At 56.8% G+C, this 5,959-nt stretch carries 10 protein-coding genes and 1 pseudogene; all 11 read left to right on the top strand.

The annotated features are described in order from the left end of the window. Positions 1 to 305: 305 nt before the first annotated feature. Positions 306 to 473 (top strand): hypothetical protein, encoded by a 168-nt coding sequence (locus ACYP5B_RS17940; protein WP_459570571.1) that lies wholly within the window; start codon positions 306 to 308, stop codon positions 471 to 473. Between the two features lie 41 nt (positions 474 to 514). Then, positions 515 to 799 (top strand): hypothetical protein, encoded by a 285-nt coding sequence (locus tag ACYP5B_RS17935; protein WP_459570570.1) that lies wholly within the window; start codon positions 515 to 517, stop codon positions 797 to 799. Between the two features lie 50 nt (positions 800 to 849). Then, complete coding sequence (locus tag ACYP5B_RS17930; protein WP_459570569.1) at positions 850 to 1,068, top strand: hypothetical protein; 219 nt, start codon at positions 850 to 852, stop codon at positions 1,066 to 1,068. Positions 1,069 to 1,086: 18 nt separating this feature from the next. Next, positions 1,087 to 1,362: a hypothetical protein gene (locus tag ACYP5B_RS17925; RefSeq protein ID WP_459570568.1), complete on the top strand. Its 276-nt coding sequence runs from the start codon at positions 1,087 to 1,089 to the stop codon at positions 1,360 to 1,362. Between the two features lie 26 nt (positions 1,363 to 1,388). Beyond that, complete coding sequence (locus tag ACYP5B_RS17920; RefSeq protein WP_459570567.1) at positions 1,389 to 2,198, top strand: TIGR02391 family protein; 810 nt, start codon at positions 1,389 to 1,391, stop codon at positions 2,196 to 2,198. A gap of 10 nt (positions 2,199 to 2,208) precedes the next feature. Continuing rightward, entirely contained in the window at positions 2,209 to 2,562 is a 354-nt protein-coding gene (locus ACYP5B_RS17915) for a hypothetical protein (RefSeq protein ID WP_459570566.1), read from the top strand. A 38-nt stretch (positions 2,563 to 2,600) separates the two neighbouring features. Beyond that, positions 2,601 to 2,879, top strand: coding sequence for a hypothetical protein (locus ACYP5B_RS17910; RefSeq protein WP_459570565.1), 279 nt, complete (start codon positions 2,601 to 2,603; stop codon positions 2,877 to 2,879). A gap of 22 nt (positions 2,880 to 2,901) precedes the next feature. Continuing rightward, positions 2,902 to 3,096, top strand: coding sequence for a hypothetical protein (locus tag ACYP5B_RS17905; RefSeq protein ID WP_459570564.1), 195 nt, complete (start codon positions 2,902 to 2,904; stop codon positions 3,094 to 3,096). Between the two features lie 23 nt (positions 3,097 to 3,119). Further along, positions 3,120 to 3,692 carry a hypothetical protein gene (locus ACYP5B_RS17900; protein WP_459570563.1) on the top strand — a complete coding sequence of 191 codons (573 nt, stop codon included), beginning with the start codon at positions 3,120 to 3,122 and terminating at the stop codon, positions 3,690 to 3,692. Next, positions 3,667 to 4,185, top strand: a complete 519-nt coding sequence (locus tag ACYP5B_RS17895; protein ID WP_459570562.1) for a hypothetical protein — start codon at positions 3,667 to 3,669, stop codon at positions 4,183 to 4,185. Before ACYP5B_RS17900 ends, ACYP5B_RS17895 begins: the two co-directional genes overlap by 26 nt. Before the next feature lie 104 nt (positions 4,186 to 4,289). Beyond that, positions 4,290 to 5,959: pseudogene (locus ACYP5B_RS17890) on the top strand (DUF4158 domain-containing protein); the annotation flags it as partial.

Raw genomic sequence — 5,959 nt, 5'->3', positions numbered from 1 at the left:
CAAGCAGGGCGGCGGCCGCTCAAATCTCCTTGCCTGTCAATACCTTGCGTTGATCAATCGCAGCTTTTTTGGGGCTGCTTAACTTGGGTGGATTGGGTTGCACATCGGCAGGAATGGGAGCGCGCGTTGACCACGCTGACGGGATACAACGTCCATCTTCACGAGTTCGATTCCACAAATCCCGCGTCTAAGGTTGTGGGTTACATCAGCTGTTGTGCGGCGCTCGTCTACGCCCGTACGAGTTGCTGATTCGGAGATCGGGAAAGCAGTGCGACACAAGGTCTATATGTAGTAGGGAGGGTTCCATGGAATTCATCAAGCTGATCTGGATCTTCATCACCCGCAACCCGTTCATTGCGATTCCCATGGCGATCGGACTCATCTACGGCATCGCAGTGGCGCTTGATCTGATCGATTGCGATACCCGCACACGAATCGCGGTCAATCCAAGCAGCGTTCGCTGTGGGCCGTAAATCATAGGAAAAGACGCCGGCCACGCCGGCTCAGGAAAATCATGGAACTCGTCGAATTCCTGCTGGTAGCGCTTTGGGCGCTACCGATGTTGCTTTCGATGGGTGCTGACAACGATCATGTTTCCACCCTTTTCGGCACGATTTTCTCCAATGCTGCCGTATTCGGGGAGATTTGGGCGCTGTCGATACTGCAACCAGGATTGCCACCCTCGCGATGGTGGTTGGTCGTGATCATCCCGATCTTGCTCGGAAGCTACTATGGAATCTGGTTTGGCTACTCCGAGAGTTTCAATCGCTTGGTCCGCAATGTTTTACGAATCCGATAGGACTGTAATGGTAAGACGCAATTCCACGGAAAAGCACGACAGGAGCCGGCATGAAGGGAAAGAGCATTTTTTCGCCTGCCGAAGCAGAGCGAATCCGCGAACTTCTGCGGAAGCTCCCCAGGGCCGCGCGTGATGACCAGAAGAGGCTCCGCGACTTCTTGCGAAATGACACCGGCTTCTATATCTCCGACTTCACCAGATCGAACGCTGGCTTCACAGAGGCCGACTTCGACAGCCTGTTGGAGCGCGGGACAATCAAGATCGTTTGACAGGAAGAGGACACCATCGTGAACGAGAGTCAGTTTGCTGTGAGGCTGTTCACCGCCTTGGCCGGCGGAGATCTGAACGTCATTGGACTGATCGTTGGATTCATTGGTGGCGTGATGGTGACCTTCTTCGGCTTGCCTTCCATCGGCCTGCTGAATGAAGGCATGTATGTCGAGATCGAGATCACCCGACGCATGCGCATCTACAACTGCCTGGCAAGACTCGGCTTAGTGATGATCATGACTGGCTTTCTGTTCCAGCTGATCCCCGCGGTCAAGGCCGTGCCAGCGACTTGACATATGGATCGGAAGAGGACATCGGTGTGGGCGACGATTCGACATTCTCATTGAGCCAGATTGAGGCGATCGCAAACTCTCTTGGCGATACCGCCGACGGTCTGACAGGGACCGAGATTGAGCTGCTGCTCGCCAATGCCAGGATCAATGACGTCTCCCCTGGCATCACCAAACGAAAGCGTCTGCTTAATGCGCTCGTCAACTCCCAGAATCAACTTGGGCATCGCAAGCATATTCTGGCCTTCATCCGCTTCGCTATGAAGCCGGAGCGATACGTACGAAGTCCAGACCGATTCGAGCCCGTGAGGGCCAACCTCAACCGTGCCCTCGTGTTCGCCGGACTTCAGGTGGAGGAGAGCGGCGAGCTCGTGTCGAGCGAACGAGTGTCGACACTCTCCGACGCGATCCGCAGGGCGAACGACCTCAGGTCGGATCTTACAGCCCGAGGTGTGCATCCGGACATACTGGCGTTTTGCCGTGCAGAGCTGGTCGGGGATAACTATTTCCACGCGGTGCTGGAGGCGACGAAAAGCGTCGCCGCGAAGCTTCGCGACAAGACGGGCCTAACCGACGATGGCGCGGCGCTGGTTGACCGTGCGCTTGGTGGAAACCCTCCCATGCTGGCAATCAATGCGCTGGCCGACGAAAGTCAGTTGAGTGAGCAACGGGGCTTTGCCAATTTGGTAAAGGGCGTGTTTGGGATGTTCCGGAACACCACTGCACACGCGCCTCGGGTGCTCTGGCGCATGACTAGGAGCGATGCCGAGGATCTGCTGAGCGTGGCTTCGCTAATTCATCGCCGACTGGACTCGGCCGTGATGCCCGCGCGAGTATAGGAAAGGACCAATGACCTATCGCCTTAGCATCGGGGGTAAATACGTAGGGGACATGCAGACGTTGGAAGGCTGCTGGGCCTCAATCGACGCTGCCTACGGGCAGTTTGAGGACCGATATGCCGGTGGACTACGTTTCAGGATCACGGATAAGACCACCGGCCGTTCTGTCAGGGAGGCTATGGTTGGTGGGATCTGGGACGCCTGCTGCAAGGACATGCGAGCTTTCCAAATGTATCTGAGCATCGGCGACTGGCATTATGCCCCAGCAGTTGGCCCGTTGAACAGAAGGGGAAAGCACCGTGTGCATCACGCGGTCAGATGGATGCCGGACAAACAACGGATAGACATGAGTCGGGCCAACTGACTTGGAAACGCCTCGGACGTAACCAATAGAGGAAAAGAATGAAGAAGTTGCTTTACATTGTCGCACTCACGATGACATCGTTCAACGCACACGCCGGGAATCCTGATCAGTGTGCAGCGTTCGGCGACAAATTCGCCCAATATGCCCGCTACCGTGACGCCGGAATGAGTATGGAATCCGCGCTTAAAGAAGCGAAAGCGAAAGACGGGAAGAACGGTGAAGCGTTTGTCGCCGGAGTCTACTTGAACCCCGAAATGCTGCACATGACGCCGAACGAGATTCGTGCCCTTGCAGTTAAGACTTGCCTCGATCGGTAGAAGCGTAGACGAATAGGAAAAGATGATGACAACGAATCGCGAGCGAAAGGGTTGGATTGTACGCACTGGTGATGACTACCTTTTCCCTCAAGGCGGGGACGTTGGGTACACGTCGAACCTGGCAGACGCCGGTGCATTCGAAACAGAAGAGGAAGCCATCGAGGCGGGCCGCGATCATTGCGATCCCGGCTTTTTGGTGATGCGCGACCCGCGCTGAGACATCGGAAAAGGGCGATCGTCATGTCAAAGACGCCACTCGATCCACGGTTCGTACGAAAGCTTTCGTTGCTCTGCTGCCACTGCGTTCGCAACATTGCCTATTACCGCGTTGGCTTCATCGCAGAGGATGGCACTGGCGATCTGAAGCATCCCTCCCAGTTCGGTGCCACGGTCAACGGCAATATGCTGGATATCGCTGTACTCGAATGGTGCAAGTTGTTCGCAGATGGAAAGGCACGGCATCACTGGAAGCGCTTTGTACGGAATGACGCAGATCAGCAGCAGTTTCTTGGTGCTTTGCTGACAACGACCGGGATCAGTCTGAACGACTGGAAGCGGTACCTGGACGAAATGCGAGTCTATCGTGACAAGTTCGTTGCTCACCTCGACGACCAGCACGTGATGAAGATACCAAGGCTGGAGATTGCTTTGAAGTGCGTGTTCATTCTCTATGCTCATGTGCGAGCAGCAGCGCCTGACGAGATCTTCCAGTCGGCACACCTAGCCCATCTTCCCAACGATCTGACCGCTTACTATGAGGCTTGTCGTGACGAAGGACGTTCCGTCCATGCAAAGACAGGACCTGCAGACTGACCACGGAAACGAGAACAAGAAGGAAGGAGCAAGCATGACCATTTGGACGGGCGATTTGGACTACGGCAGTGGTGACGTCCTTCGTATCGCAAAGCTACGCTTGCACGAAGGGAGCCTGATTGTCGCGGGCACTTCGGTCTCGTCTGCCGGACACTGGGGTTTTGAGGCGAGCCTTAATGACCGCGGCCCCGCCGGAGATTTCCGGTATGAGGCACAGCGACTTGTCGCACAAGAGCACGGCGTCATGTCGGATCCGTTCTCGTTGGCGATGACTGTAGCTGAGGAAGACAGTGAACTTTTCGTAGTCAGAGAATGGCGCGAGTTGGGCAATGCGTTTCCTTTCGAGGGAACACACTCTACCCTGAGTAAATATCGAAAAGTACCTGGCGCGGTCTGCGCCCCGAGCACTGGCCGGCAGCCAGTATCCCCATATGGGGTCATCGTACTTTTGGTGCAAAATCTGGCGGTTTCCCAGGAGAGCCTTTGCCTGTAAGGCTTTCCGGCAGCCGCGAATAGTCACGTGACGAGTCTAGATCACATCGGGAGTAACATACCTGCCCGCGATTCCGAATCGCGCCATCGGGATGGGGGCAGGAGATGCCGGGCTTGGAGTTTCGCTATGTGGGACAGGAGCGTCTGCCCACGCGGCTGTCGGAATTCGACGTTGAGCGCTACTTCGCGCTGACCGACACCGACGTCGCCGCGATAAACGAGCGCTTTCGGCGCAATCACCGCGCTGGCGCCGCCGTTCAGTTGGTCCTTCTGCGTGCGACCGGACACCCACTAGATCATCTGGGCACGCTGCCCCGGCAGTTGCTGCGATATGTTGGTGACAGACTTGGCGTGCCAACCCCGACGATCGCCTCCCTGCGGACTATCTATCAGCGCTACAAGACGCTGTATGAGCATCAAGTATGGACCTGCAAATACCTCGGCCTGGCGTCTATTGGCGCGGATCAATGGGCAGAACTGGAAGCATGGATGCGGCAGGACGTCCGCGAATCACTCACGCTTGACGAACTGATTCAGCACGCGCATTACTGGCTGTACGAGCGAAGAATATTGATCCCCGCAGAGCGAACACTGCGGGACTTGGGCCGTTCGATCTGGGCTGATATCGAGCGCACTCTGCTTGCAATGATCGAGGCAACAGTCACGGAAGTGCAATTGGAGCGCGCCAACAGCGTTCTGTTTGCTCAACATGGCACCTCGGGCATGATCGTTCTCGATTGGCTGAAAACACCACCAGCGCGGCATAGTCCGTCAACCATCACCGAGACACTTGAGAAAATCCGCCTTCTCAAAGAGCTCGGTGCTCATACTTGGGCGCTGGATGCCGTGCCAATCGAGAAGCAGCGGGCTCACGGGCAGCGCCTCCAAGCTCGTCGGCCAGTGAAGATGCGGGATATGAAAGGTCCGATGCGCACGATCGAGCTCGTCTTCTTTTTGCACATCACACTGCTGGAGTTGACGGATTCGCTGCTCTATCAAACGGGTAGGCGTGTTTCCGATCTGGTTCGGCAAGCCTACAACAGGACCGCGGCGAAGCAGGTTCGCTCAGCAGCCGAATACCGGCAGCAACTGATCGCGATCAAGGCGCTTGTTCGCGAGGCCACGCGTTCGGCGGACGAGCGACTCGCTGATATCGGCAAGTTGCTCGAGGACCTGCCGGATAATCCTCCAGTCAGTCACGCAGCCAGTGTTCGTGAGACATTGACGGAAGACCACCAGCGTATCCGTAACCTCCTTCGCCCCTTGCGGGAATTGGAATTGGTGGGCCGAGACGACGAGCCGAGCTTGCGACAACTCGAACTCGTCGGCGCAATACACGACAGCGGGGCAAAAGAGTTGCCGCGTAGCGCCAATGTCCCCGTGAGCGCAAGCTGGCGCGACATGGTCGACGGGAATGATCGCGCACGGGCGCTACGACCGCTGGAAGCCTCCGCAATCACGGGCTTGCGCCGCGGTTCGGTGTGGATCAATCACAGCCTGTCGTTTCGGGAACGCGATCAGTTGCTGATTTCACCGCTGCAGTGGCAAAACGAGCGAGACCGGCATCTGAGGCGGATCCGTTTCTCGAATTGTTAATGGGACATCTGAACGCAGGCCTTGCTGCCTTGGAGGAAGCCCGCGAAGCAGGCTTTGTGTCAGATCGCGAGTGCGTTTTGGCAGCTTGCGCGCAAGGCGCGGGACGCGCATGAACTCATTTCGCTGTACGCCGGACTGCTCTCACACGGCACGGATCTCGATGCAACGAGCGTTGCTGC

This window comes from Cupriavidus sp. 8B (genome assembly GCF_054589115.1).
Note: the sequence above shows the minus strand (reverse complement) of the source record. Positions and strands in the feature narration are given on the sequence as shown.

Excerpts from the sequence above, each read along its gene's own strand:
- ACYP5B_RS17940 (WP_459570571.1), top strand. The coding sequence starts at position 306 with ATGGAATTCATCAAGCTGATCTGGATCTTCATCACCCGCAACCCGTTC.
- ACYP5B_RS17935 (WP_459570570.1), top strand. The coding sequence starts at position 515 with ATGGAACTCGTCGAATTCCTGCTGGTAGCGCTTTGGGCGCTACCGATG.
- ACYP5B_RS17930 (WP_459570569.1), top strand. The coding sequence starts at position 850 with ATGAAGGGAAAGAGCATTTTTTCGCCTGCCGAAGCAGAGCGAATCCGC.
- ACYP5B_RS17915 (WP_459570566.1), top strand. The coding sequence starts at position 2,209 with ATGACCTATCGCCTTAGCATCGGGGGTAAATACGTAGGGGACATGCAG.
- ACYP5B_RS17910 (WP_459570565.1), top strand. The coding sequence starts at position 2,601 with ATGAAGAAGTTGCTTTACATTGTCGCACTCACGATGACATCGTTCAAC.
- ACYP5B_RS17905 (WP_459570564.1), top strand. The coding sequence starts at position 2,902 with ATGATGACAACGAATCGCGAGCGAAAGGGTTGGATTGTACGCACTGGT.
- ACYP5B_RS17900 (WP_459570563.1), top strand. The coding sequence starts at position 3,120 with ATGTCAAAGACGCCACTCGATCCACGGTTCGTACGAAAGCTTTCGTTG.
- ACYP5B_RS17895 (WP_459570562.1), top strand. The coding sequence starts at position 3,667 with ATGCAAAGACAGGACCTGCAGACTGACCACGGAAACGAGAACAAGAAG.